Source organism: Amycolatopsis sp. NPDC098790 (genome assembly GCF_044759945.1).
Classification (GTDB): Bacteria; Actinomycetota; Actinomycetes; order Mycobacteriales; family Pseudonocardiaceae; genus Amycolatopsis.
Genome location: NZ_JBIWAI010000002.1, coordinates 2,120,210 through 2,143,373, shown reverse-complemented (window position 1 = coordinate 2,143,373; position 23,164 = coordinate 2,120,210). Strand labels below are relative to the sequence as shown.

At 70.6% G+C, this 23,164-nt stretch carries 19 protein-coding genes; 13 read left to right on the top strand and 6 right to left on the bottom strand.

All coding sequences use genetic code 11. The features are described from left to right. Positions 1-3: 3 nt before the first annotated feature. The 7 genes from araB (at position 4) to ACIQWX_RS23555 (ending at position 8,509) form a co-directional block, all read left to right on the top strand. On the top strand, positions 4-1,632 hold the full coding sequence (gene araB, locus ACIQWX_RS23585) for a ribulokinase (RefSeq protein WP_400874742.1): 1,629 nt from the start codon (positions 4-6) through the stop codon (positions 1,630-1,632). Beyond that, on the top strand, positions 1,632-2,309 hold the full coding sequence (locus ACIQWX_RS23580) for an L-ribulose-5-phosphate 4-epimerase (protein ID WP_400874739.1): 678 nt from the start codon (positions 1,632-1,634) through the stop codon (positions 2,307-2,309). Before araB ends, ACIQWX_RS23580 begins: the two co-directional genes overlap by 1 nt. Before the next feature lie 14 nt (positions 2,310-2,323). Continuing rightward, entirely contained in the window at positions 2,324-3,823 is a 1,500-nt protein-coding gene (gene araA, locus ACIQWX_RS23575; RefSeq protein WP_400874736.1) for an L-arabinose isomerase, read from the top strand. Between the two features lie 17 nt (positions 3,824-3,840). Further along, entirely contained in the window at positions 3,841-4,947 is a 1,107-nt protein-coding gene (gene chvE / locus ACIQWX_RS23570) for a multiple monosaccharide ABC transporter substrate-binding protein (protein WP_400874732.1), read from the top strand. Continuing rightward, entirely contained in the window at positions 4,944-6,464 is a 1,521-nt protein-coding gene (mmsA, locus tag ACIQWX_RS23565; protein WP_400874729.1) for a multiple monosaccharide ABC transporter ATP-binding protein, read from the top strand. The genes chvE and mmsA overlap by 4 nt, the downstream gene beginning before the upstream one ends. Then, entirely contained in the window at positions 6,461-7,681 is a 1,221-nt protein-coding gene (gene mmsB, locus ACIQWX_RS23560) for a multiple monosaccharide ABC transporter permease (RefSeq protein ID WP_400874726.1), read from the top strand. Before mmsA ends, mmsB begins: the two co-directional genes overlap by 4 nt. 135 nt (positions 7,682-7,816) lie before the next feature. Next, on the top strand, positions 7,817-8,509 hold the full coding sequence (locus ACIQWX_RS23555; RefSeq protein ID WP_400874723.1) for a hypothetical protein: 693 nt from the start codon (positions 7,817-7,819) through the stop codon (positions 8,507-8,509). A gap of 1 nt (position 8,510) precedes the next feature. Here the strand turns inward: ACIQWX_RS23555 and ACIQWX_RS23550 are convergent, their stop codons facing one another. Further along, positions 8,511-9,950, bottom strand: coding sequence for a DUF1996 domain-containing protein (locus ACIQWX_RS23550; RefSeq protein WP_400874720.1), 1,440 nt, complete (start codon positions 9,948-9,950; stop codon positions 8,511-8,513). Between the two features lie 243 nt (positions 9,951-10,193). On the opposite strand from ACIQWX_RS23550, the gene ACIQWX_RS23545 reads away from it, so the two are divergent. Further along, complete coding sequence (locus tag ACIQWX_RS23545; protein ID WP_400874717.1) at positions 10,194-11,015, top strand: substrate-binding domain-containing protein; 822 nt, start codon at positions 10,194-10,196, stop codon at positions 11,013-11,015. Here ACIQWX_RS23545 and ACIQWX_RS23540 read toward each other — a convergent pair. The 4 genes from ACIQWX_RS23540 to ACIQWX_RS23525 all read right to left on the bottom strand — a co-directional run bounded on the left by ACIQWX_RS23540 (position 11,012) and on the right by ACIQWX_RS23525 (position 15,272). Further along, the gene (locus tag ACIQWX_RS23540) at positions 11,012-11,203 is read right to left on the bottom strand and encodes a hypothetical protein (RefSeq protein WP_400874714.1); all 192 of its coding nucleotides are present in this window, start codon (positions 11,201-11,203) and stop codon (positions 11,012-11,014) included. The genes ACIQWX_RS23545 and ACIQWX_RS23540 overlap by 4 nt on opposite strands. Positions 11,204-11,227: 24 nt before the next feature. Beyond that, positions 11,228-12,451 (bottom strand): cytochrome P450, encoded by a 1,224-nt coding sequence (locus ACIQWX_RS23535; RefSeq protein ID WP_400874712.1) that lies wholly within the window; start codon positions 12,449-12,451, stop codon positions 11,228-11,230. A gap of 105 nt (positions 12,452-12,556) precedes the next feature. Then, a complete protein-coding gene (gene glpK / locus ACIQWX_RS23530) occupies positions 12,557-14,506 on the bottom strand; it encodes a glycerol kinase GlpK (protein WP_400874707.1) in 1,950 nt (649 codons plus the stop codon). Positions 14,507-14,519: 13 nt separating this feature from the next. Continuing rightward, positions 14,520-15,272, bottom strand: a complete 753-nt coding sequence (locus tag ACIQWX_RS23525; protein ID WP_400874702.1) for an IclR family transcriptional regulator — start codon at positions 15,270-15,272, stop codon at positions 14,520-14,522. Positions 15,273-15,424: 152 nt separating this feature from the next. Here ACIQWX_RS23525 and ACIQWX_RS23520 point away from each other — a divergent pair, with 152 nt between their 5' ends. The 4 genes from ACIQWX_RS23520 to ACIQWX_RS23505 all read left to right on the top strand — a co-directional run bounded on the left by ACIQWX_RS23520 (position 15,425) and on the right by ACIQWX_RS23505 (position 20,778). Then, complete coding sequence (locus ACIQWX_RS23520) at positions 15,425-16,246, top strand: MIP/aquaporin family protein (RefSeq protein ID WP_400874699.1); 822 nt, start codon at positions 15,425-15,427, stop codon at positions 16,244-16,246. 14 nt (positions 16,247-16,260) lie between these two features. Beyond that, the gene (gene glpK, locus ACIQWX_RS23515; protein WP_400874697.1) at positions 16,261-17,778 is read left to right on the top strand and encodes a glycerol kinase GlpK; all 1,518 of its coding nucleotides are present in this window, start codon (positions 16,261-16,263) and stop codon (positions 17,776-17,778) included. Next, positions 17,778-19,484 (top strand): glycerol-3-phosphate dehydrogenase, encoded by a 1,707-nt coding sequence (gene glpD / locus ACIQWX_RS23510; RefSeq protein WP_400874695.1) that lies wholly within the window; start codon positions 17,778-17,780, stop codon positions 19,482-19,484. The genes glpK (ACIQWX_RS23515) and glpD overlap by 1 nt, the downstream gene beginning before the upstream one ends. Positions 19,485-19,686: 202 nt before the next feature. Next, on the top strand, positions 19,687-20,778 hold the full coding sequence (locus tag ACIQWX_RS23505; RefSeq protein WP_400874693.1) for a hypothetical protein: 1,092 nt from the start codon (positions 19,687-19,689) through the stop codon (positions 20,776-20,778). On the opposite strand, the gene ACIQWX_RS23500 is transcribed toward ACIQWX_RS23505, so the two are convergent. Continuing rightward, on the bottom strand, positions 20,693-21,625 hold the full coding sequence (locus tag ACIQWX_RS23500; protein WP_400874690.1) for an aminoglycoside phosphotransferase family protein: 933 nt from the start codon (positions 21,623-21,625) through the stop codon (positions 20,693-20,695). The genes ACIQWX_RS23505 and ACIQWX_RS23500 overlap by 86 nt on opposite strands. A gap of 91 nt (positions 21,626-21,716) precedes the next feature. On the opposite strand from ACIQWX_RS23500, the gene argG reads away from it, so the two are divergent. Beyond that, on the top strand, positions 21,717-23,162 hold the full coding sequence (argG, locus tag ACIQWX_RS23495) for an argininosuccinate synthase (protein WP_400874687.1): 1,446 nt from the start codon (positions 21,717-21,719) through the stop codon (positions 23,160-23,162). Positions 23,163-23,164: the final 2 nt, after the last annotated feature.

The window sequence follows — 23,164 nt, the reverse complement described above, 5'->3', positions numbered from 1 at the left end:
ACCGTGGGAGAACCACTTACCGTCGGCGTCGACTTCGGCACGCTGTCGGGTCGCGCGGTGGTCGTGCGCGTGGCGGACGGAGCCGAACTGGGCAGCGCGGTCTTCGAGTACCCGCACGGGGTGCTCGACGAGACGCTGCCCGCGACCGGCCGCGCGCTGCCGCCGGACTGGGCGCTGCAGGTGCCCGCGGACTACGTCGGGGTCCTCCGCACCGCCGTACCGGCGGCACTGCGGGACGCGGGCGCCGACGCGGGCGACGTCATCGGCGTCGCCACCGACTTCACCGCCTGCACCATGGTGCCGACGACGGCGGACGGCACGCCGCTGTGCGAGTTGCCCGAGTTCGAAGGCGACCCGCATGCGTACGTGAAGCTGTGGAAGCACCACTCGGCCCAGCCGCAGGCGGACCGGATCAACGACCTGGCCCGCACCCGCGGCGAGAAGTGGCTCCCCCGCTACGGCGGGCTGATCTCCTCGGAGTGGGAGTTCGCCAAGGCGCTTCAGCTGTTCGAAGAGGCGCCCGGGGTCTACGGCGCCATGCGGCACTGGGTCGAGGCGGCCGACTGGATCGTCTGGCAGCTGACCGGCACCTACGTCCGCAACGCCTGCACCGCCGGGTACAAGGGCATCCTGCAGGACGGCCAGTACCCGAGCCGCGACTTCCTCCGCGAACTGGCGCCCGGCTTCGAGTCCTTCGTGGCCGAAAAGCTCGAACACCCGCTGGGCGAGCTGGGCTCCCGCGCCGGATCGCTGTCCGCCGAGGCAGCGGCGTGGACGGGGCTGCCCGAGGGCATCGCCGTGGCCGTTGGCAACGTTGACGCCCACGTCACCGCGCCCGCCGCGAACGCCGTCGAACCCGGCCAGATGGTCGCGATCATGGGCACCTCGACGTGCCACGTGATGAACGGCGCCGAACTGCGCGAAGTCCCCGGCATGTGCGGGGTCGTCGACGGCGGGATCGTCCCCGGCTTCTGGGGCTACGAAGCCGGGCAGAGCGGCGTCGGCGACATCTTCGGCTGGTTCACCGAGCACTTCGCCCCGGTCGGGCACGACCAGCTCACCCGGCTGGCCGCGCGGCAGGAGATCGGCGAACACGGGCTCGTGGCGCTGGACTGGCAGTCGGGCAACCGGTCCGTGCTCGTCGACCACGAACTGTCCGGCGTCGTCGTCGGCCAGACCCTCGCCACCCGCGCCGAGGACGTCTACCGCGCACTGCTCGAAGCCACCGCGTTCGGCACCCGCAAGATCATCGAGACGTTCACCGCCGCCGGCGTCCCGGTCACCGAGCTGATCATCGCCGGCGGGCTGGTGAAGAACGCGCTGCTCATGCAGATCTACGCCGACGTCACCAACCTCCCGCTGTCGGTCATCGGCTCCGAGCAGGGCCCCGCGCTCGGCTCGGCCATCCACGCGGCCGTCGCCGCCGGCGCCTACCCGGACATCCGTGCGGCCGCCGCGGCGATGGGTTCGGTCCAGCGCGCGGTCTACCAGCCGGTGCCCGCGCACGTCGTCGCCTACGACGAGCTGTACGCGGAGTACACGACGTTGCACGACTACTTCGGCCGCGGCGGCAACGATGTCATGCACCGCCTGGCCGCCCGCCGCCGCGCTGTCTCGAAAGGACGGTCCTGATGTCCCTGACCGACGAGGTCCTCGACACCGTCGCCGAACTGCGCGAGACCGTGGCGAACCTGCACGGCGAACTGACCCGCAACGCGCTGGTCATCTGGACCGCGGGCAACGTCTCCGCGCGGGTGCCCGGCCGCGACCTGATGGTCATCAAGCCGTCGGGCGTGTCCTACGACGACCTGTCCGCCGAGACGATGGTCGTCACCGACCTGCACGGCGAACTCGTGCACGGTGAGCTGGCGCCGTCTTCGGACACCGCCGCGCACGCGTACGTCTACCGGCACATGCCCGAGATCGGCGGCGTCGTCCACACGCACTCGACCTACGCCACGGCGTGGGCCGCGCGCGGCGAGCCGATCCCGTGCGTCCTCACGATGATCGCCGACGAGTTCGGCGGTCCCGTGCCGGTCGGGCCGTTCGCCCTGATCGGCGACGACTCCATCGGCCGGGGGATCGTCGAGACGCTGCGCGCCAGCCGGTCGCCGGCCGTGCTGATGCGCAACCACGGCCCGTTCACCGTCGGCCGCACGGCGCGTGCCGCGGTCAAGGCCGCGGTGATGGTCGAGGACGTGGCCCGCACCGTCCACAAGGCCTTCGAGCTGGGCACGCCCGAACCCCTGCCGCCCGAGGACGTCGACCGGCTCTACGCCCGGTACCAGAACGTCTACGGCCAGCACTGATTTCAAGGAGAACGATGACCCGCGCGTCGAAACCCCAGCTCTGGTTCCTCACCGGGAGCCAGGCCCTCTACGGCGAGGAGACCCTCGAACAGGTCGCCGGCCAGTCCCTGCGCATCCAGCAGCTGCTGGCCGCCTCCGGCGGTCTCCCGGCCGAGATCGTCGGCAAGCCGGTGCTGACCGAGGCCTCGTCGATCCGCCGCGTGCTGCAGGAGGCCAACTCCGACGCCGCGTGCGTCGGCGTGATCGCGTGGATGCACACCTTCTCGCCCGCGAAGATGTGGATCACCGGGCTGGACGCGCTGCGCAAGCCGCTGCTGCACCTGCACACCCAGCTCAACGAAGCCCTGCCGTGGTCGACCATCGACATGGACTTCATGAACCTCAACCAGGCGGCGCACGGCGACCGAGAGTTCGGGTTCATCCAGACGCGCCTCGGTGTCCCGCGCAAGACCGTCGCCGGCCACGTGTCGGACCCCGCCGTCGTCGCGCGGATCGACGCCTGGGCGCGCGCGGCGATCGGCGCCGACCACCTGCGGAACCTGCGGCTGGCCCGGTTCGGCGACAACATGCGCGACGTCGCCGTCACCGAAGGGGACAAGGTCGAGGCCGAGCTGCGGTTCGGCGTCTCGGTCAACACCTACGGCGTCAACGACCTGGTGGAGCAGGTCGACGCAGTGTCCGATGTAGACGCTCTGGTGGCGCAGTACGCCGAGGACTACGACGTTGTCCCGGAGCTGGCGGCCGGGGGAGCGCGGCACGAGTCCCTGCGGTACGCCGCGAAGATCGAGGCGGGCTTGCGGAAGTTCCTCACCGACGGCGGGTTCGGCGCGTTCACCACGAACTTCGAGGACCTCGGCGGCCTGCGCCAGCTGCCCGGCCTGGCCGTGCAGCGGCTGATGGCCGACGGCTACGGCTTCGGCGGCGAAGGCGACTGGAAGACCTCGGCGCTGCTCGCCGCGGTCAAGGCGATGGGCGTCGGCACCGAGCGGGGCACGTCCTTCATGGAGGACTACACCTACCACTTCGGGCCGGGCACGCCGAAGATCCTCGGTGCGCACATGCTCGAGGTCTGCCCGAGCATCGCCTCGGCCAAGCCCTCCTGCGAGATCCACGCGCTGGGCATCGGCGGCCGCGAGGACCCGGTCCGGCTGGTGTTCGACGCGGCCCCCGGCCCCGGCGTCACCCTCGGCCTGGTCGACCTCGGCGACCGGTTCCGCCTGGTGGCCAACGAGATCGAGGTCGTCGAGCCGGACGAGCCGCTGCCGAACCTGCCGGTCGCGCGGGCGGTGTGGGAGCCGGCGCCGTCGCTGTCGACGTCGGCCGAGTCGTGGATCACCGCGGGCGGCCCGCACCACACCGTGCTCACCCAGGCCGTGAGCACCGAATCCCTTCGCGACTTCGCGAACCTGCTCGGCGTCGAACTGCTGGTGATCGACCGCGACACCACGCCGTACGACTTCGCCGACCGCATCCGCTGGAACCAGGCGTACCACCGCCTCGCCCAGGGTTTCTGAGAAAGGAAAACGGAACAATGAAGTTCACCAGAGGAATCGCGGCGCTCGCGGCCGCGGGACTCGCGTTGACGCTGTCGGCGTGCGGCTCGAGCCAGAAGACGGCCGACCAGACGGCGGCGCCCGGTGCCGACAGCGCGGCGGGCGCGCTGGTCGGCGTCACCATGCCGACGAAGTCGTCGGAGCGCTGGATCCACGACGGCGACAACATCAAGTCGGCGCTGGAGAAGCTCGGGTACAAGGTCGACCTGCAGTACGCCGAGAACGACATCCCGACCCAGGTGAACCAGATCGAGAACCAGATCACCAAGGGCGCCAAGCTCCTGGTCATCGCCTCGATCGACGGCACCGCGATCACCACCCAGCTGCAGGAGGCCGCGGACAAGAAGATCCCGGTCATCGCCTACGACCGGCTGATCCGCAACTCGCCCAACGTCGACTACTACGCCACCTTCGACAACTTCAAGGTCGGCGTCGAGCAGGCGAACTCGCTGGTCAAGGGCCTGGGCACCGGTCCGGGACCGTTCAACATCGAGCTGTTCGCCGGCTCCCCCGACGACAACAACGCCACGTTCTTCTTCAACGGCGCGATGTCCGTCCTCAAGCCCCTGATGGACAGCGGCAAGCTGGTCGTCAAGAGCGGGCAGACCGACTTCGCCCGCGCGGCCATCCTGCGCTGGGACCCGGCCACCGCGCAGCGGCGCATGGAGGACCTGCTCACCAAGACCTACACCGGTGGCGCGAAGGTCGCGGGCGTGCTTTCGCCGTACGACGGCCTGTCGATCGGCATCCTGTCGGCGCTGAAGAGCAACGGCTACGGCACCGCCGGCCAGCCGTACGCGATCGTCACCGGGCAGGACGCCGAGGTCGCCTCGGTCAAGTCCATCATCGCCGGTGAGCAGTACTCGACGGTCTTCAAGGACACCCGCATCCTCGCCGACACGACGGTGAAGATGGCCGACGCGGTGCTCAAGGGCGGCAAGCCCGAGGTCAACAACACCACCGACTACGACAACGGCAAGAAGGTCGTCCCGTCCTTCCTGCTGCAGCCGGTCACCGTGGACAAGGCCAACTACCAGAAGGAACTGGTCGACTCCGGCTACTACACGGCAGGTCAGCTGAAATGACCGAACTACTCGGCATGCGCGGGATCACCAAGACCTTCCCCGGGGTCAAGGCGCTGTCCGACGTCACGCTTTCCGTGCGCCAAGGGGAGATCCACGCGATCTGCGGGGAGAACGGCGCCGGGAAGTCCACCCTGATGAAGGTGCTCTCGGGCGTCTACCCCCACGGGACGTACGACGGCGAGATCACCTTCGACGGGCAGCGGTGCGAGTTCGGGTCGGTGCGCGACAGCGAACGGCGCGGGATCGTGATCATCCACCAGGAACTCGCGCTGTGCGGCCAGTTGTCGATCGCGGAGAACATCTTCCTCGGCAACGAACAGCAGAAGCGGGGCTGGGTCGACTGGAACCGCACCAACCACGAGGCCGGCGCGCTGCTCAAGCGCGTCGGCCTCGCCGAAAACGCGACCCGCGCGGTGCAGGAACTCGGCGTCGGCAAGCAGCAGCTCGTCGAAATCGCCAAGGCCCTGTCCAAGGAGGTGAAGCTGCTCATCCTCGACGAGCCCACCGCGGCCCTCAACGACGACGACTCGGCCCACCTGCTCGACCTGCTGCGCGGGCTGCGCGACGAGGGCGTCACCTGCGTGATCATCTCGCACAAGCTGGGCGAGGTGACCGCGATCGCCGACACCGTCACGATCCTGCGGGACGGCAAGACGATCGAGACCCTCGAAGCGGCCGGGCTGACCGAGGAACGCATCATCACCGGCATGGTCGGGCGCGACCTCGAGCACCGGTTCCCGCCCCGGGAACCGGACATCGGCGAAGAGGTGCTGCGGATCGAGGACTGGACGGTGCACAGCCCGACCCAGGCCGGCCGGGTCGTCGTCGACCGCGCGTCGCTTTCGTTGCGGCGCGGGGAGATCGTCGGCCTGGCCGGGCTGATGGGCGCGGGCCGCACCGAGCTTGCGATGAGCGTGTTCGGCCGCTCCTACGGCAAGGACATCTCCGGGCGGATCGTCAAGGACGGGAAGGAGATCGACGTCCGGACCGTCGGTGACGCCGTCCGCCACGGCATCGCCTACGCCACCGAGGACCGGAAGCGCTACGGGCTCAACCTGATCGAGGACATCCAGCGCAACGTGTCCGCGGCCGGGCTGGGCAAGCTGGCCAAGCGGGGGTGGGTGAACGAGCACGCCGAGCACGACACGGCCGCCCGCTACCGCCGCGACCTGCGGATCAAGGCGCCGTCCGTGCGCAGCGTCACCGGGAAGCTCTCCGGCGGCAACCAGCAGAAGGTCGTGCTGGCCAAGTGGATCTTCACCGACCCGGACGTGCTGATCCTCGACGAACCGACCCGCGGCATCGACGTCGGCGCGAAGTTCGAGATCTACACGATCATCAACGAGCTGGCCGCGCAGGGGAAGGCCGTGCTGGTCATCTCCTCCGAGCTGCCGGAGCTGCTCGGGCTCTGCGACCGGATCTACGCGCTGTCGGCGGGGCGGATCACCGGCGAGGCGACCCGTGAAGAAGCAAACCAGGAACTGCTGATGCAGTACATGACCAAGGAACGGCCATGACCACGACCGAAGCGCGGCCCGCCGCGCCCCCGGCCGAGCGCTCCGCCCGGCGGATCTCGATCAACCCGCGCCAGAGCGGCATCTACGTCGCGTTCGCGCTGATCGTGGTGCTGTTCGAGGTGCTCACCGGCGGCGCGCTGCTGGAACCGCAGAACATCTCCAACATCATCGTGCAGAACAGCTACGTGCTGATCCTCGCGATCGGGATGATCCTGGTGATCATCTCCGGGCACATCGACCTCTCGGCCGGGTCGGTCGTCGCGATGACCGGCGCGGTGTCGGCGGTGCTGATGGTGAACTGGCACCTGCCGTGGTTCTGGGCGGTGCTGGTCACCCTCGTCGTCGGCGCGGTGATCGGCGCCTGGCAGGGCTATTGGGTGGCGTACTTCGGGATCCCGGCGTTCATCGTGACGCTGGCCGGGATGCTGGCGTTCCGGGCGCTGACCCTGACGGTGCTGGGCAACCAGGGCATCGGCCCGTTCCCGGACGCCATCCGCACGCTGTCCAACGGTTTCACCGACGGCTACCTCGGCAACATCGGCCTCGGCCCGCTGGGCGGCGCCGACCTGGTGTCGCTGCTGGCCGGCGTGGCCGCGGTGGCCGGGATCGTGTTCACCCAGTGGCGCAAGCGGATGGGCAGGCTGGGCTACGGCCAGGACGTCGACCCGTTCCCGATCTTCGTGCTGAAGATCGTCGGGATCGCCGTGCTGGTGCTCGCGCTGGTGGTGCAGCTCGCGCGGTTCAAGAACCTGCCGTGGGTGCTGATCCTGCTGGCGGCGCTGGTGCTCGGCTACTCGCTGGTGGCCGGGAAGTCGGTGTTCGGCAGGCACATCTACGCCGTCGGCGGCAACCTGCAGGCCGCGACGCTCTCGGGCGTCAAGGTCAAGTCGGTGACGTTCTGGATCTTCGTCAACATGGGCGTGCTGGCGGCGCTGGCCGGGATCATCTTCGCGGGCCGGCTCAACCAGGCGGGCCCGACGGCGGGCGTCAACTTCGAGCTGGACGCGATCGCGGCGGCGTTCATCGGCGGCGCGGCCGTCCAGGGCGGCGTCGGCAAGGTGGTCGGCGCGATCACCGGCGGCCTGATCATGGCGGTGATCAACAACGGCATGTCGTTGATCGGCGCGCCGAGCGAGCGGGTGATGCTGGTGAAGGGCGTCGTGCTGCTGGCGGCCGTGGCGTACGACATCTGGACGAAACGCCGCGCGGCTTCCTGAGTGCGTGCGTCGAAAGGGGCTTTCCCGTTCGACGGGAAAGCCCCTTTCTTTTTCGAAGTTCTCGAAGTGCTTGACCCGGCGGTAACGGGACGTTCATAGTGCTGGTGAATCCCTCACCAGTGGAGGCCCTCCCTCATGCGCAATGGCGTGCGTTCCCTCGTGGTTTCCTTGACCGTGGCCGCTTCCGTGGCCGCCTCGGCCGGTGTCGCTTCGGCGGCGACGTGGTCGTCGACGGACAAGTGGGCGACCTGGTCCAACGGCGGTTACACCGTCCGCAACGACGTCTGGGGCAGTGGTGCCGGCCCGCAGACCATCTGGGCGAATTCGTATTCGAACTGGGGTGTCTGGTCGAATCAGCCGAACACCGGCGGCGTGAAGTCGTACCCGCATTCGGCGAAGAACGTCGGCAAGAAGCTGAGCGCGCTCGGGAAGGTGTCGAGCAGTTTCAACGTCAGCCGTCCCGGCAGCGGCGCTTACGAAACCGCGTACGACATCTGGGCGGACAACAACGCCTACGAGACCATGCTGTGGATGAACAAGCAGGGCGCGGTCGGCCCGCTCGGCACCAAGCAGACCACGGCGACGGTCGGCGGTCACACCTGGGACGTCTACAAAGGATCGAACGGCGCGAACGCAGTGTTCTCTTTCGTGCGCACGTCAAACACCAACTCGGGCACGGTCGACGTCCTCGCGGTGCTGAACTGGATCCGCGCCCGCGGCTGGTTCGGCGACGTGACGCTCGGCGAAGTCCAGTTCGGCTTCGAGATCACCTCGTCCGCCGGTGGCCTGGACTTCGCCGCGAACAGCTACTCCGTCACCACGTCCTGAGCTACTGCCGGCAGGTGCGGCCGGTGTTGATGCAGTTGACCACCTGGTTCATCAGGCGCTGGCCCATGATGTTGGCGAAGTCGTCGTGGTCCGACCGCGGGTTGTGGCTTTCCTGCGGGAACGCGTCCACTTTGTACTGGCCCTTGACCTGGACGTCGTGCGGGATGTCGTAGACCAGCTTGATGACCAGCTGCGGCACGTTCTTGAACCCCTGCGGGCACTTGCCCCGCTGGTCGGCGAACACGATGTGCGTGCGGTGGTTGGCGCTGTCGATGTTCTTGCCGTCCCAGCAGTTCGGGAAACTGTGGATCCGCTCGACCCGGCTGCCCTGCGGGCAGATCGGGTAGTGGTCGGTGAGCCGGTCTTCGAATCCCGTGCACGTCCAGCTGGGCCGGGCGTTGGCCGGGCCGTTGGTGCTCTGCTTGGCGTCGCCGTAGAGGATGCGGAGGAACTGCGGCATCGCGACGACCTTGTTCGCGCCGCCGCTGGTGAACGTGATCGTCGCCGAGCGGACGCGCTGGATCTCGCCGTCGTTGCCGGCCACTTCGTTCTGGTCGTTGACGCCCGGCAGTTCGGCAGGCTGGCCGGTGCTGTTCTGGCCGCCGTTGTCGAGGCCGCCCTGGCCGTTCTGCTTGAGCACGCACGCCGCGAGCCCGCCGAGGTTCGTCGGCTTCGCGGCACGGCGGCCGATCGCGATGGCGATCCGGTCGATCGTCGCCGCCCGCTTGTCCTTCAGTGGGCCGACGACGGCGTTCTGGACGTCCTGCGGTGTCTTCAGGTCGCCCTTCGCGATCCGCGCGTTCGCCTCGTCGATCTGCTTGTCGAGCAGGTCGAGGTTGCGGTTCACCTCGTCCATGGCCTGGTCCGGGACGTCGGGGAGCTTGCTCGCGACGTCGGGGCAGTCGACCTGGGTGCTCGCCTTGTCGTTCGCGCTGCCGGCGCGGTCGGGCTGGGTGGCGGGCGGGTTCTCGTCCTCTTCGCCGGTGTCGATGCGCACGACCGGCCAGAAGTAGGCGGACTTGTCGCCGTTCCTGCACGTCGTCCCGGCCTTGGCCAGGCTCTTGTTGTTCGAGTCGGCGTTCGTCGACAGGTTGCCGACGTAGTCGTGCAGGTGCTGCGCGCCGTTCTTGACGCCCGGCTGGGCGATGAAGTTGTCGGGGTTGAAGTGCTGGTTCTCGTTGCGGCCGCAGTCCACGGTGAACGTTCCGCGGGCACCCTTCTGCTGCAACGCCTTGTTCACGTTAACACCAGAGGGAACTTTGGCGATGTCGAGGAAGAACGACGGGTCGGCCTCGTCGGCGCTGGCCTCGCCGGTGCGCCCGGCCGTGGTCGCGACGACGATGCCGCCGACCGCGAGCGCGAGGGCGAGCCCGCCGGTCGCGATCTTGGTGCGGCGGGAGATGCGATGTCTGCCCGTGGCGGGGGATGTTTTCCGGGGCATGGTCACCTTCTTCGGTTTTTTCCGGGCACGACGGGGAAAGCTGCGTGCCCGGGGGGAGACGCGCGGAACCCGGGGGAGTGCCACTCGCGGGCGCGGGAATCGGGGAATCGCGCTCGGTGTCACTGGTTCCGGCATTGGCTGAAACGGTCGCGGCGAAGAGCCGGTTCAGCGCGTTATCGTTTCGTTATTTATGGAAAGTGAAGGAAGTTCACGTCCGGTGCTGTGATCGTTAACATCGGTGCCATGACCGAGGACGACGCGGGTCCCAGAGTTTCCTTCCACTCGCGGCGCCGGGGCACCCTCGGCGTGATCGCCACCGGCACCGCCGCGTCCGGGCCGGTCCTGAACGGTCTGCGCGCCGCCGCGCGCGAGCACGGGTACGTCCTCGTCGTCTTCGGGGTGCCCGGCCGGGGCCGGGCCGCGGTGCCCGCCGCCGTGGCCGGCCTGCTGCTGCAAGGGGTGTCGGGCATCGTGGTCCTCGACCAGCGCCTGGTCGCCGAGCTGCCCGCGGTCGACGGCGTCCCGCTGGTCCCGGCCGCGTCGGCCGACCAGTACGAGGGCGCGCGACGGGCCACCGAACACCTGCTGGACCTCGGCCACCCGACGGTCTGGCACCTCGGCGGCCCCGAAGACGGCCTGATCGCCCGCGCCCGCGAGCGCGGCTGGCGCGAAACCCTCGAGCACCACGGTGCCGAGGTCCCCCCGGTGGTCCGCGGCGACTGGTCGGCCCGTTCCGGCTACCGCGCCGGCCAGTTCCTGGCGGCCGAACCGGGCGTGGGCGCGGTGTTCTCGGCCAACGACCACATGGCGCTGGGCCTGCTGTCGGCGTTCACGGAAGCGGGGATGCGAGTCCCGCGCGACGCCCACGTGGTCGGTTTCGACGACGTCCCGGAGGCGGCCTACTTCGCACCACCGCTGACGACGGTCCGCCAGGACTTCGTGGCGGCGGGCCGCCAGACGGTGGCGGAGCTGGTGGCCCGGATCGACGGTGTGCCGGCTCCCCGGCGGCCGGTGGAGGTCGAGCTGGTGGTGCGGGAGAGCAGCCGCTGCCTGCGTGCCGGCTAGAGCGTGAGGCGGTTGCCGAGTTCGCGGATGTGGGCGACGCTTCTGCCGTTGACGACGGTCCGCCGGGACGTCGTGGTGGCGGGCCGCCAGACGGTGGCGGAGCTGGTGGCCCGGATCGACGGTGTCCCGGCCCCGCGCCGGCCGGTGGAGGTCGAGCTGGTGGTGCGGGAGAGCAGCCGCTGCCTCAAGGGCACCCAGCGCCGGCGCGCGGCTCACCGGGTCAGCGGCAGCGCCGCCATCCCGCGCAGCGCCGGGTTGGGGCGGCGCACTGCTTCGCCGCCGATCCGGAGCGCCGGGAACCGCTTTCCCAGCTGTTCGAGCAGCACCGTCATCTCGAGCCGCGCCAAGGCCGCGCCGAGGCACAGGTGCAGGCCGTGCCCGAAGAACAGCCCTCGGCCGCCGTCGCGGGTGATGTCGAAGCGGTCCGGGTCCGCGAAGCGCGCGGGGTCCCGGTTCGCCGCCCCGGCGAGGATTACCACGACATCGTCCGCCGGGATTTCCCGGCCGTCGAGCACCGCCGGCCGGGCCGCCGCGCGCTGGCTCACCTGGGCGGCCCCGTCCCACCGCAGGATCTCCTCGGCCGCGGCCGCCGCCAGCGCCGGATCACCGGCGAGCAGGGCGAACTGGTTCGGGTGGGTCAGCAGCGCGTGGACACCGTTGCCCAGCGCGCCCGCGGTGGTCTCGTAGCCACCGCCGAACAACACGAGCAGCGCGTTGAGCACCTCGTCCTCGGACATCGGCTCCGTGCCGCCGGCGGGCCGGGCCAGGAGCGCGGAGGTCAGGTCCGCACCGGGTTTCGCGCGCCGCAGCGCGATCAGCTCCGTGAAGTAGGCCCGGTATTCGACGGCGGCCGCGTCGACCTCGGCGCGCAGGCCGGACGACATCGCGGGGTCGACCTGTTTGCCGATCAGGTCGGTGACGCGGCGAAGCCGGTCGTGGTCGGTTTCGGGCACACCGACCAGGTCGCCGATCACGGCCATGCCGAGCGGGTAGAGGACCGTGCCGACGAACTCCACCACGGACCCGTTCACCGTGGCGTCGGCGAAGCGGTCCAGCACCCGGTCGGTGGCCCGGCGGACCGCGGGCTCCAGCTCCTGGACGCGCCGGACGGTGAAGTCGCGCACGAGCAGGCGGCGTTCACGCGTGTGTTCCGGCGGGTTCTTCCACGGCAGCAGATCGGCGAACAACGCCATCGCGGCGTTGTCGCGCCAGCCCGGCGTGTGCCGGTCGCGCCACTGCGCGTCCAGCACCGGGAAGGTCTCGCCGTCGGCGAGCACCGCCTGGCAGTCGGCGAACCGGCTGAGCACCCAGCCGCCGAAGACTTCGCTGCGGAAGATCGGCGCCTCCTCGCGAAGCTTCGCGTAGACCGGGTACGGATCGGCGAGCCCGGTCGGGGTGGACAGGGACAGCAGAGCTTTGTCGGCGGCTGCGGACATGGTGCTCCCTCCAGCGGTGAACCGGTTCCCGCAGTCTTCTCCCGGCTTCCGCGCGGGGGCGGAATCCGGGACCCGCTTCACCCGGATGGCAGGCCTGGCTCCGCCTCAGAGCGTGAGGCGGTCGCCGAGTTCGCGGATGTGAGCGACGCTCCCGCAGTCGAGGTCGAGCTGGCGGCGGCGTTCCGCGACGAACGCCCGGCCGAGCCCGGTTCGGTCCGAAGTGGACATCGTGCGGCGCAAGTCGTTCAGCAGCCCGCGTTCCTCGCCCCGCACGTGCCCGTCGACGACGTTCTCCAAGCGCAGCAATGCCTTTTCGAAATCGTCGGCCTCGAGAACGGCGAGGAGCTCGTCGGCGAAGGCGGTGCCCGACGCGGAAGGCCGGACGATCCGCTCGGTCGCCGTCGCGTGCGCCACCAGCAGGGCGGCCAGCTCCGCGACCAGTGCCGGGCGGTCGGCTTCGGCGTTGCGCAGGTCGCGCAGCAGCTGCTCGAACCGGCGGTGGTCGGCCAGCAGCACCTCGACCAGGTCGGACCCGGGCGCGGCCGCCGCCGGGCCGGGGCGCATCCAGCCGAACGTCAGCTCCACCGCCTGGCGCCAGTGGCCGTACTCGGTGTCGCGGCGGGCGGGGTCCATCGCCGGCAGCCACTGCCCGGCCCGGTGCCAGTTGCGCCGCAAGCCTTCGAGGTCCGGCCAGTACCCGACGGACAGCCCCGCCGCGTACGCCGCGCCGAGCGACACCGTCTCCGCCACCATCGGGCGGACCACCGGCACGTCGAGGACGTCGGCGATGAACTGCATCAGCAGGTTGTCGGCCGTCATCCCGCCGTCGACCTTCAACGTCGAAAGCGCGAGCCCGGAGTCGGCGTTCATCGCGTCGACGACCTCGCGCGTCTGCCAGCCGGTCGCCTCCAGCACCGCTCGCGCGAGGTGGCCCTTCGTGATGTACGACGTCAGCCCGGCGATCACGCCGCGCGCCTCGCTGTGCCAGTGCGGCGCGAACAACCCGGAGAACGCGGGCACGATGTAGCAGCCGCCGTTGTCGTCGACCGTCCGCGCGAGCGTCTCGATCTCGGGCGCGCTGCCGATCAGCTCGAGACCGTCGCGGAACCACTGCACCAGCGACCCGGTGACGGCGATCGACCCTTCGAGCGCGTACACGGCAGGCTCGTCGCCGATCTTGAAGCCGACCGTGGTGAGCATGCCGTGGGTGGAGAGCACCGGCGTCGGGCCGGTGTTGAGCAGCAGGAAGCTGCCGGTGCCGTACGTGCACTTCGCCTCGCCGGGTGCGAAGCACGTCTGGCCGAACAGCGCCGCCTGCTGGTCGCCGAGCGCCGCCGCGATCCGGATCCCGGGCACCACGCGTGACGTGGTGCCGTAGACCTCGGTCGACGACCGGATCTCCGGCAGCATCGCGCGGGGGACGTCGAAGAAGTCGAGCAGCTCGTCGTCCCAGTTCAGCGTGCGCAGGTTCATCAGCATGGTGCGCGAGGCGTTGGTGACGTCGGTGACGTGCACGCCGCCCTCGGCGCCGCCGGTGAGGTTCCAGATCAGCCAGGACTCGATGGTGCCGAAGAGGACGTCACCGCGCTCGGCACGTTCGCGCAGGCCGGGGGTGCGTTCGAGCAGCCAGCGGACCCGCGGCGCGGAGAAGTAGGTGGCCAGCGGCAGGCCGCACAGCTGCCGGACGCGGTCGGCGCCCGGTTCGCGGGCGAGCTGTTCGAGCATGGCGTCGGTGCGGGTGTCCTGCCAGACGATCGCCCGCCCGACGGGGTTACCGGTGTGCCGGTCCCACAGGACGGTGGTCTCGCGCTGGTTGGCGATCCCGAGCCCGACGACCTGCTCGGCGGTCGCGCCGGCGTCGGCCAGCGCCTGGGGCACGATCCGGGCGAGGTTCCGCCAGATCTCGACGGCGTCGTGCTCGACCCAGCCGGGCCGCGGGAAGTGCTGCTGGTGTTCCCGCTGCACGACGGAGACGAGCCGGCCGCGCGCGTCGAACAGGATGCACCGGGTGGAGGTGGTGCCCTGGTCGATGGACATCACGTACCGCTGGACCACGTGCTCACCTCCTTCACCATCGGGACGCGCCCAGATCCCGCGACACCGCGCGCGCCGCGTCGCGGACGTGGGTCAGGAGCCGCGGGATCGGGGTGCCGTCCGGTTCGCACACCCGGTCCGCCGGTCCCGACACGCCGATCGCGCCGACCACGATGCCGCCGTGACCGCGGATCGGCGCCGCGATCCCGGCCTCGCCGGAGATCATTTCGCCGTTCTCCGACGCCCAGCCGGCCTCGCGTACCTTCGCACACGCCCGTTTGATCGCCGTCTGGGTGACCAGGGTGCGGCGAGTGTACGGCTCGAGGTCGGCTTTCAACGTCGTGTCGTAGGCCAGCAGCACTTTGCCCAGCGCTGTCGCGTGCAGCGGCAGCAGCGTGCCGACGTCGAGGCTCTGCAGGCTGTCGTCGGGCCGGAACACGTGGTGCACCACCAGCACCCGGCCTTCCAGGGGCGCGCCGATCCGGACCGCCTCGCCGCTGCGGGCGGCCAGCGCGTCCGCCCAGTTGATCGCCCGGGACCGCAGCTCGTTGACGTCCAGGTAGCTCGTGCCCAGGTGCAGCAATGCCGCGCCGAGCTGGTACTTGCCTGTGTCGCGGTCCTGTTCGACGAACCCGACGCCCTGCAGCGTGCGCAGGATCCCGTGCGCGGTGCCCTTCGCCAGCTCCAGCGACTCGGCGATCTCGCCGACCCCGAGACGGCCCGAGCCGCGCGCCAGCAAGCGCAGGATCGCGGCGGCGCGCTCGATGGACTGGATCGGACCGGGCACGCCGTCAACGTAACCCGACCGGCCCTGATTCGACAATGTCGAACATCCACTTCGGCCGTTCGACAATGCCGACCGGCGTCCGTTGCGCGTCCCGATCAGGCGAGCTTGGCTGAACCCACCAGGGGGAAGAACGGTCCTTTGTGGAGGAAGCAATGGTGCGAAACCTCAAGGCCCACGGGCTCGCCGGCGAGATGGCCGCCGAGTTCGTGGGGACGATGATCCTCATCCTGTTCGGGTGCGGAGTGGTGGCGCAGGTCGCTGCCGCGGGCATCGGGGACCACGACAGCATCGCCTGGGCCTGGGGACTCGGCGTCACGCTCGGTGTCTACGTCGCTTCGCGGATCAGCGGCGCGCACCTGAACCCGGCCGTGACCATCGCGCTCGCGGTCTTCAAGGGCTTCGAGTGGCGCAAGGTCGCCCCCTACGCCCTGGCCCAGACGGCCGGCGCGTTCATCGCCGCGCTGCTCGTGCGCTGGAACTACACCGAGGTGCTCAACGCCAAGGACCCCGGCCTGACGATCAAGACCCAGGGTGTCTTTTCCACCCTTCCGGGTAACGGCACGCTCCCGGTGGGTGACTGGGGCGCCTTCCGCGACCAGATCATCGGCACCGCGATCCTGCTCATCGTCCTGTTCGCCATCACCGACCTCCGCAACACCTCGCCCGGCGCGAACTTGGCCCCGGTCGTCGTCGGCTTCCTCGTCGTCGCCATCGGCATGGCCTGGGGCACGAACGCCGGCTACGCGATCAACCCCGCCCGCGACTTCGGCCCGCGCCTGGCTTCCTGGCTGACCGGCTACGACACGGCGTGGTCCGACCAGTACGGCTTCCCCTACTGGTGGATCCCGATCGCGGGCCCGATCATCGGCGCGCTCGTCGGCGGCGCGATCTACAAGTACCTGATCGAGCGGTTCCTGCCCGCCGGGGACCCCCTCGACGCCATGCCCGCCAAGGACCTCGAGCCCGCCAACTGAGTAGGAGCACGACCATGCCGGACTACGTCGGCGCCGTTGACCAGGGCACCACGAGCACCCGCTTCATGATCTTCGACCACGGCGGCAACGAGATCGCCCGCCACCAGCTCGAGCACGAGCAGATCCTGCCCAAGCCGGGCTGGGTCGAGCACGACGCCACCGAGATCTGGGAACGCACCCGCTCGGTCATCGCGACCGCGCTCAACAAGGCCAACCTGACGCACCGCGACCTGGCCGCGCTCGGCATCACCAACCAGCGCGAGACCACCGTCGTGTGGAACCGCCGCACCGGCCGCCCCTACTACAACGCGATCGTCTGGCAGGACACCCGCACCGACCGGATCGCCTCCGCGCTGGAGCGCGAGGGCAAGGGCGACGTCATCCGCCGCAAGGCCGGCCTCCCGCCCGCGACGTACTTCTCCGGCGGCAAGCTGCAGTGGATCCTCGAGAACGTCGACGGCGTGCGGGAGGACGCCGAGAAGGGCGACGCGCTCTTCGGCACCACGGACTCGTGGCTCATCTGGAACCTCACCGGCGGCCCGGACGGCGGCGTGCACGTCACCGACCCGACCAACGCGTCGCGCACGATGCTGATGGACCTCGAAACCCTCGACTGGGACGACGAGCTGCTGTCGTTCTTCAACGTCCCGAAGCAGATGCTGCCGGCGATCCGGCCGTCGTCGAACCCCGGCCGCTTCGGCACCACCCGCGCGGACGGCCCGCTCGGCGGCGAGGTCGCGCTCACCGGCGTCCTCGGCGACCAGCAGGCGGCCACCGTCGGCCAGGTCTGCTTCCGGCCCGGCGAGGCCAAGAACACCTACGGCACCGGCAACTTCCTGCTGCTCAACACCGGCCACGAGCTGGTCCGCTCGAAGCACGGCCTGCTCACGACGCTGTGCTACCAGTTCGGCGACGACAAGCCGGTCTACGCGCTGGAAGGCTCGATCGCCGTCACCGGTTCGGCCGTGCAATGGCTGCGCGACCAACTCGGCATCATCAGCGGCGCGGCCCAGAGCGAGAGCCTGGCTCGCCAGGTCGAGGACAACGGCGGCGTCTACTTCGTCCCGGCGTTCTCCGGCCTGTTCGCGCCGTACTGGCGCTCGGACGCCCGCGGCGCGATCGTCGGGCTCACCCGCGCCACGACCAACGCTCATCTCGCGCGGGCCACCCTCGAGGCGATCTGCTACCAGACCCGCGACGTCGTGGAGGCGATGCAGAACGACTCCGGCGTCACGCTGGACGTGCTGCGCGTGGACGGCGGCGTCACCGCCAACGAGCTGTGCATGCAGCTGCAGGCGGACATCCTCGGCGTGCCGGTGTCGAAGCCGGTCGTCGCGGAGACCACCGCGCTCGGGGCCGCCTACGCGGCCGGGCTCGCCGTCGGGTTCTGGAAGTCGACCGACGAGCTGGAGCAGAACTGGAACGAGGACAAGCGCTGGGCGCCGTCGTGGAGCGACGAGCAGCGCGCCGAGGGCTACGCGGGCTGGCAGAAGGCCGTCGGCCGCACGCTCGACTGGGTCGACGTGGAGTGATGATGAGGAGGAACACCGTGACCGCACTATCGCCGTCCTACCGCGCGGAAACCCTGGGGAAGCTGGCGCGCGAGGAGGTCGACGTCCTGGTCGTCGGCGGGGGAGTGACCGGGGCGGGCGTGGCGCTCGACGCCGCGTCGCGCGGGCTCTCGACCGCGCTGGTCGAGGCCCGCGACTTCGCCGCCGGCACGTCCAGCCGGTCGTCCAAGCTGATCCACGGCGGCCTGCGCTACCTGGAGCAGCTGGACTTCAAGCTGGTGCGCGAGGCGCTCAAGGAACGCGGGCTGCTGCTGCAGAAGCTCGCGCCGCACCTGGTGCGGCCGGTGAAGTTCCTGGTGCCGCTGAAGCACCGGGTGTGGGAGCGCGGGTACATCGGCGCCGGCGTCACGCTGTACGACACGCTCGGCGGCGCCCGCGCGCTGCCGCGGCACCGGCACCTGTCCAAGCGCGGCGCGTTCCACGTGGCGCCGGCGCTCGCGGACGACGCGCTGGTCGGGGCGATCCAGTACTACGACGCCCAGGTCGACGACGCCCGCCACACGATGACCATCGCGCGGACCGCGGCCGAGCAAGGCGCTTCGGTGCTGACGCGGGCCCGCGTGACGTCGCTGCTGCGCGACGGCGAGCGGGTCGTCGGCGCGAAGGTCGTCGACCGCGAGAGCGGCATCGAGTTCGAGATCCGCGCTCGCACCGTGGTGGCGGCGACGGGCGTGTGGAGCGACGACATGGCGGAGGCGGCCGGCATTCCCGCGCCGTTCACCGTCCGCGCGTCGAAGGGCATCCACCTGGTGGTGCCGCGGGAGAAGATCGACCTCGACACCGGGCTGATCCTGCGCACCGAGAAGAGCGTGCTGTTCGTGATCCCGTGGGGCCGGCACTGGATCGTCGGCACGACGGACACCGAGTGGGACCTCGACCGCGAGCACCCGGCGGCGAGCCGCGCGGACGTCGACTACGTGCTGGAGCACCTCAACGCCGTGCTGCGGACGCCGGTGACGCACGACGACATCGAGGGCGTCTACGCGGGCCTGCGGCCGTTGCTCGCGGCGAAGGCGGCCGCGACGACGAAGCTGTCGCGGGAGCACGCGGTGGCGCACCCGGTGCCGGGCCTGGTGATCGTGGCCGGCGGCAAGTACACGACGTACCGGGTGATGGCCGCGGACGCGGTCGACGTCGTGGTCGAGGAGCTGGGCCGCCCGGCCCCGCCGTCGTGGACCGACCGGTTGCCGATCGCCGGTGCCGAGGGCTACCACGAGCTGTGGGCGGACCGGTACTCCGTGGCGTCCAAGACGGGCCTGCCGGTGAAGACGGTCGAGCACCTGCTGGGCCGGTACGGCACGCGGATCTGGAACCTCGTCTCGCTGATCGAGGAACGGCCTTCCCTGGCGTCGCCGATCACGGAGACGTCGGAGTACCTGCGCGTGGAGGCGGTGTACGCGGTCACGCACGAAGGCGCGCTGCACCTGGAGGACGTGCTGACCCGGCGCACGCGCATCTCGATCGAGGAACGCGACCGCGGCGTGGCGGCGGCCCCGGTCGTCGCCGGACTGATCGGCCCGGAGCTGGGCTGGGACGCGCACCGCACCGAGCGGGAAGTGGCGAACTACCTGGCCCGGGTCGAGGCGGAGCGGTCGGCCCAGGAGGCCCCGGACGACGCGGCGGCGAACGCCACCCGCCTCGCGGCCCCGGCGCTGCTGCCGGGCTGACTCAACCGAAGTCATGAGGGGCACCTCATGGTCGCAACGGCCATGGGGTGCCCCTCATGACCGTTCCGCGAGAGGGTGCTCAGCCGCTATCGGCGGGCCGACGACGGAAGCGAAGGTCGAGAAGTTCCGGCAGCCGGCTCAACCGATCGCCGCCGTCGTGCGTGGACCTGCCGGAACCCACCTGACAGGGGAGGAGCAGGGGATGTTCAGAGGTGTTCTCGCGACGGCGGCGGCGGTCACCGTGCTCACCGCGGTGCCGGCGAGCGCGGACGAGGTGACCGGCCCGATCGACCTGGGCACGCTGCCCGGCGGGCTGACCAGCTCGGGACTGCTGGTGACCAACCACGGGACGGTGTTCGGCGAGGCGTACGACAAGGCGTTCGACGTGCACGGGGCCCGGTGGGACCCGGCCGGCCGGATCGGCGAACTGCGGCCGCTCGACGGCTACAGCGCGGTGAAAGCCACCGCGCTCAACGAGGCCGGGGTGGCGGTCGGGGACTCGACCAACCACGTCACCACCGGGCGGGCGACCCGCTGGGACGCTTCCGGCGTGCCGGTGGAGCTGGAGCAGCCGACCGGTTTCCCGGGCTACGCGTGGTCCACGCCGGTCGCGATCAACGACCACGGCGTCGTCGCGGGGAACGCGTACGGCGCGCCCGGGCCGGACTCCGCCGTGCGGTGGGATGCCCAGGGCAAGGTCACCGAACTCGGCCTCGGCCGGGTGTCGGCGATGAACGAGGCGGGCGCGGTGGTCGGTTCGTCGGACTACGGCCCCCGGTACTGGGACCCGGCGGGCAACCTCGTCGAACTGACCGGTGCCGGCTCGCTGAACGACCTCGACGACGCCGGCACCGTGGTCGGCGGCAGCGGTGCCCACGCGGCGAAGTGGGACCCGTCCGGCCGGCTCACCCTGCTCGACACCACCTGGGAAAACAGCACGGCGCTGACCATCACCGCCGACGGGACGATCGTCGGCGAGGTGCGCGACAAGGACTTCACCACCCGGATCGCCCGCTGGGACCCGGCGGGCACGCTCACCGTCTTCCCCGGCGGGGCGTCGCGGGTCACGGCAGTCAGCCGGTCCGGTGCCGTGCTCGGGGTGGACGGCGGGCACACCCCGCTCGTCTGGGACCGGGCCGGCCGGGTGCTGCGGCTGTCGGTGCCCGAGGGCGGGATCTGCTCGGCGGACGGGCTCAACGACTGGGAGGTCACGGGGTCGTGTTCCGTGCCCGGCCGGAACTCGCACGCGGTGCTGTGGCGCTTCGGGGAGCCGGTCGGCACCCGAGCTCGGTGAGCACGTACCGGGCGTTGGCGGAGATGACCGGGTTGGTGTGCCGGTAGTACGGCAGCTGGATCACGGCCATCGCCAGCGCCCAGCCGCGGCCACGCGCCCAGGTCGCTTCGTCGGTGCCGACGGCGTCGCGGAAGACCGGGCGCGTGGCCGCGGTCAGCAGGTTCCACGCGGGGATCAGGTCGCACGCCGGGTCGCCGGCGCCCGCGGTGGCCCAGTCGAGGACGCCGGTCAGCCGGCCGTCGCGCAGCAGCAGGTTGCTCGGCATCAGGTCGGAGTGCACCCGGCACGGCGGCCCGGTCCACTGTGGAGCTTCGACCGCTTCGGTCCAGACCGCGAGGGCCGCGTCCGCGTCGAACGGCTCGCCGGTGCGGCTCAGTTCGCCGATCGCCCGGCGGGCGCCCGCGTCCACAGCGGACAGCGGCTTGCCGCGGTAGGCCGGGGGACCGTCGGCCGCCTGCGACCGGAGCGCGCGGACGAACTCCGCCAGCTCACGCGCCGGCGCGGGCCGACCCTCGACGGCCGGTGCGCCGTCGAGCCAGCCGTGCACCGCCCACGGCCACGGATACCCTTCGGCCGGTTCGCCCACCGCAATGACGGCCGGGACCGCCACAAGCAGCCCGCCGAGCGCCGCGAGCGCCCGCCGTTCCTTCGCGATGTCCCCGGCGCCGCCGGCGGTCAGGGGGAGCCGGACCGTGAGGCCGGTGCCGAGCCGGTACACCGCGTTGACCGTGCCGCCGGACGCCAGCGGCGTGAGGGGCAAGCCGGCCCACCGCGGGAACTGTCCCGCCACGAGGCGGCGGACGAGCGCGGTGTCGATGGGGTGCTCGTCGGCGTGCATGCGGACCATGTGATCACGCAACCACGCACGTCAACCGGGTTTCCGTGACGCGGGGCACCCCGGATTGCACGACGATGCATGGGCGTGCATAATCATTCGCATGTCCAAGGTGCTCACTTCCCTGCCCGTCGGCGAGCGTGTCGGTATCGCCTTCTCCGGTGGCCTCGACACTTCCGTAGCGGTCGCGTGGATGCGCGACAAAGGCGCGGTCCCCTGCACCTACACCGCCGACATCGGCCAGTACGACGAGCCCGACATCGAGTCGGTGCCCGGGCGGGCCGGTCAGTACGGCGCCGAGATCGCGCGGCTCGTCGACTGCAAGGAAGCCCTCGTCGAAGAGGGGCTCGCGGCGCTGACCTGCGGCGCGTTCCACATCCGCACCGGCGGCCGCAGCTACTTCAACACCACCCCGCTCGGCCGCGCGGTCACCGGCACGCTGCTGGTGCGCGCCATGCTCGAGGACGACGTCCAGATCTGGGGCGACGGCTCGACCTACAAGGGCAACGACATCGAGCGGTTCTACCGCTACGGCCTGCTGGCCAACCCCTCCCTGCGCGTCTACAAGCCGTGGCTCGACGCGGACTTCGTCACCGAGCTCGGCGGCCGCAAGGAGATGTCCGAGTGGCTGCTCGCGCACGAGCTGCCCTACCGCGACAGCACCGAGAAGGCCTACTCGACCGACGCCAACATCTGGGGCGCCACGCACGAGGCCAAGTCCCTGGAGCACCTGGACACCGGGATCGAGATCGTCAAGCCGATCATGGGCGTGGCGTTCTGGGACCCCGAGGTCGAGATCCCCGCCGAGGACGTCACCATCGGCTTCGAGCAGGGCCGGCCGGTGACGATCAACGGCAAGGAGTTCGCCACCGCCGTCGACCTGGTCCTCGAGGCCAACGCGATCGGCGGCCGGCACGGCCTCGGCATGTCCGACCAGATCGAGAACCGGATCATCGAGGCCAAGAGCCGCGGCATCTACGAGGCTCCCGGCATGGCGCTGCTGCACGCCGCCTACGAGCGGCTCGTCAACGCCATCCACAACGAGGACACCCTCGCCAGCTACCACAACGAGGGCCGCCGCCTCGGCCGCCTGATGTACGAGGGCCGCTGGCTGGACCCCCAGGCGATGATGCTGCGCGAGTCGCTGCAGCGCTGGGTCGGCACCGCGATCACCGGCGACGTGACGCTGCGGCTGCGTCGCGGCGAGGACTACTCGATCCTCGACACGACCGGCCCGGCGTTCAGCTACCACCCGGACAAGCTGTCGATGGAGCGCACCGAGGACTCGGCGTTCGGCCCGGTCGACCGGATCGGCCAGCTGACCATGCGCAACCTCGACATCGCCGACTCGCGGGCGAAGCTGGAGCAGTACGCGAGCCTCGGCATGGTCGGCGGCTCGAACCCGAAGCTGATCGGCGCCGCCCAAGCGGCGTCGACCGGCCTGATCGGCGCGATGCCCGAGGGCGGCGCCGAGGTGATCGCTTCGCGCGGCAAGACCGACGACGTCGAGCTGCTCGACAACGCCGCGATGGAGTTCGGCACGGACTGATC

Excerpts from the sequence above, each read along its gene's own strand:
- ACIQWX_RS23555 (WP_400874723.1), top strand. The coding sequence starts at position 7,817 with ATGCGCAATGGCGTGCGTTCCCTCGTGGTTTCCTTGACCGTGGCCGCT.
- mmsA (WP_400874729.1), top strand. The coding sequence starts at position 4,944 with ATGACCGAACTACTCGGCATGCGCGGGATCACCAAGACCTTCCCCGGG.
- ACIQWX_RS23520 (WP_400874699.1), top strand. The coding sequence starts at position 15,425 with ATGGTGCGAAACCTCAAGGCCCACGGGCTCGCCGGCGAGATGGCCGCC.
- ACIQWX_RS23500 (WP_400874690.1), bottom strand. The coding sequence starts at position 21,625 with ATGGTCCGCATGCACGCCGACGAGCACCCCATCGACACCGCGCTCGTC.
- ACIQWX_RS23545 (WP_400874717.1), top strand. The coding sequence starts at position 10,194 with ATGACCGAGGACGACGCGGGTCCCAGAGTTTCCTTCCACTCGCGGCGC.
- glpK (WP_400874697.1), top strand. The coding sequence starts at position 16,261 with ATGCCGGACTACGTCGGCGCCGTTGACCAGGGCACCACGAGCACCCGC.
- araA (WP_400874736.1), top strand. The coding sequence starts at position 2,324 with ATGACCCGCGCGTCGAAACCCCAGCTCTGGTTCCTCACCGGGAGCCAG.
- glpD (WP_400874695.1), top strand. The coding sequence starts at position 17,778 with ATGATGAGGAGGAACACCGTGACCGCACTATCGCCGTCCTACCGCGCG.
- ACIQWX_RS23580 (WP_400874739.1), top strand. The coding sequence starts at position 1,632 with ATGTCCCTGACCGACGAGGTCCTCGACACCGTCGCCGAACTGCGCGAG.
- mmsB (WP_400874726.1), top strand. The coding sequence starts at position 6,461 with ATGACCACGACCGAAGCGCGGCCCGCCGCGCCCCCGGCCGAGCGCTCC.
- argG (WP_400874687.1), top strand. The coding sequence starts at position 21,717 with ATGTCCAAGGTGCTCACTTCCCTGCCCGTCGGCGAGCGTGTCGGTATC.
- ACIQWX_RS23535 (WP_400874712.1), bottom strand. The coding sequence starts at position 12,451 with ATGTCCGCAGCCGCCGACAAAGCTCTGCTGTCCCTGTCCACCCCGACC.
- ACIQWX_RS23550 (WP_400874720.1), bottom strand. The coding sequence starts at position 9,950 with ATGCCCCGGAAAACATCCCCCGCCACGGGCAGACATCGCATCTCCCGC.
- ACIQWX_RS23505 (WP_400874693.1), top strand. The coding sequence starts at position 19,687 with ATGTTCAGAGGTGTTCTCGCGACGGCGGCGGCGGTCACCGTGCTCACC.
- chvE (WP_400874732.1), top strand. The coding sequence starts at position 3,841 with ATGAAGTTCACCAGAGGAATCGCGGCGCTCGCGGCCGCGGGACTCGCG.